The 678-nt window shown below is 30.0% G+C and carries 1 protein-coding gene; it reads left to right on the top strand.

Annotation, left to right across the window (positions count from 1 at the left end):
- Window positions 1-298: 298 nt before the first annotated feature.
- On the top strand, window positions 299-678 hold a 380-nt coding region (locus tag AC1DJR_RS32530; protein ID WP_477004517.1), incomplete at its 3' end, for a hypothetical protein.

The following is a 678-nucleotide window of genomic DNA, read 5'->3' as shown; positions in this document are numbered from 1 at the left end:
GTATTATTTACTTACGACAATTTCATGACATAGGAAAAATTAAGCAAAACAGAATTGACTTTAAATGAAACAAAGAACTTATAATATGTTTTGTTTCATTTAAAGTCAATTCTGTTTTGCTTAATTTTTCCTATGTCATGAAATTGTCGTAAGTAAATAATACTTGCATATTTCGACAAAAGTTCATATAATAAGTTCATAAGAACCTTTAAAATGGTTTTAAAACAAATCTATCATTCTGAATTTACTAGAAAGRTAGATTTCACATATATCTATATAAAAGGAGAATGGATATAATATGTTGAAAAAACTTGTAGCAGTAATGACAGCATTCATGGTTATCTTTGGGGCTAGTAGCTTTATGTTCGTAGATCATGCGGCAGCGAAAAGTTACAAATCTGGTAAAAAATCATATACACCAAGTTCAGGTCAAAAGTCAAAAGTTGATTTAAACAAAAAAGATTCTAATGTAAATTCACAAAAAACAACGCCAGACTCAAAAACAAAAGCAACAAACACAGCACCAAAAAGTAATAAAGGTGGCTTTATGAAAGGCTTATTACTAGGTGGTCTTGGTGGTTTACTAATGGGTAGCTTATTTGCAAATATGGGAGCACTTGGTTCTGTATTAGCGTTTATGGTAAATATGTTAGTAATGGCTGGTATCGTAATGTTAGC

The sequence above is a fragment of the Bacillus sp. 05T31 genome, from assembly GCF_056396725.1.
This window is presented reverse-complemented; position numbering and strand designations above follow the sequence as displayed.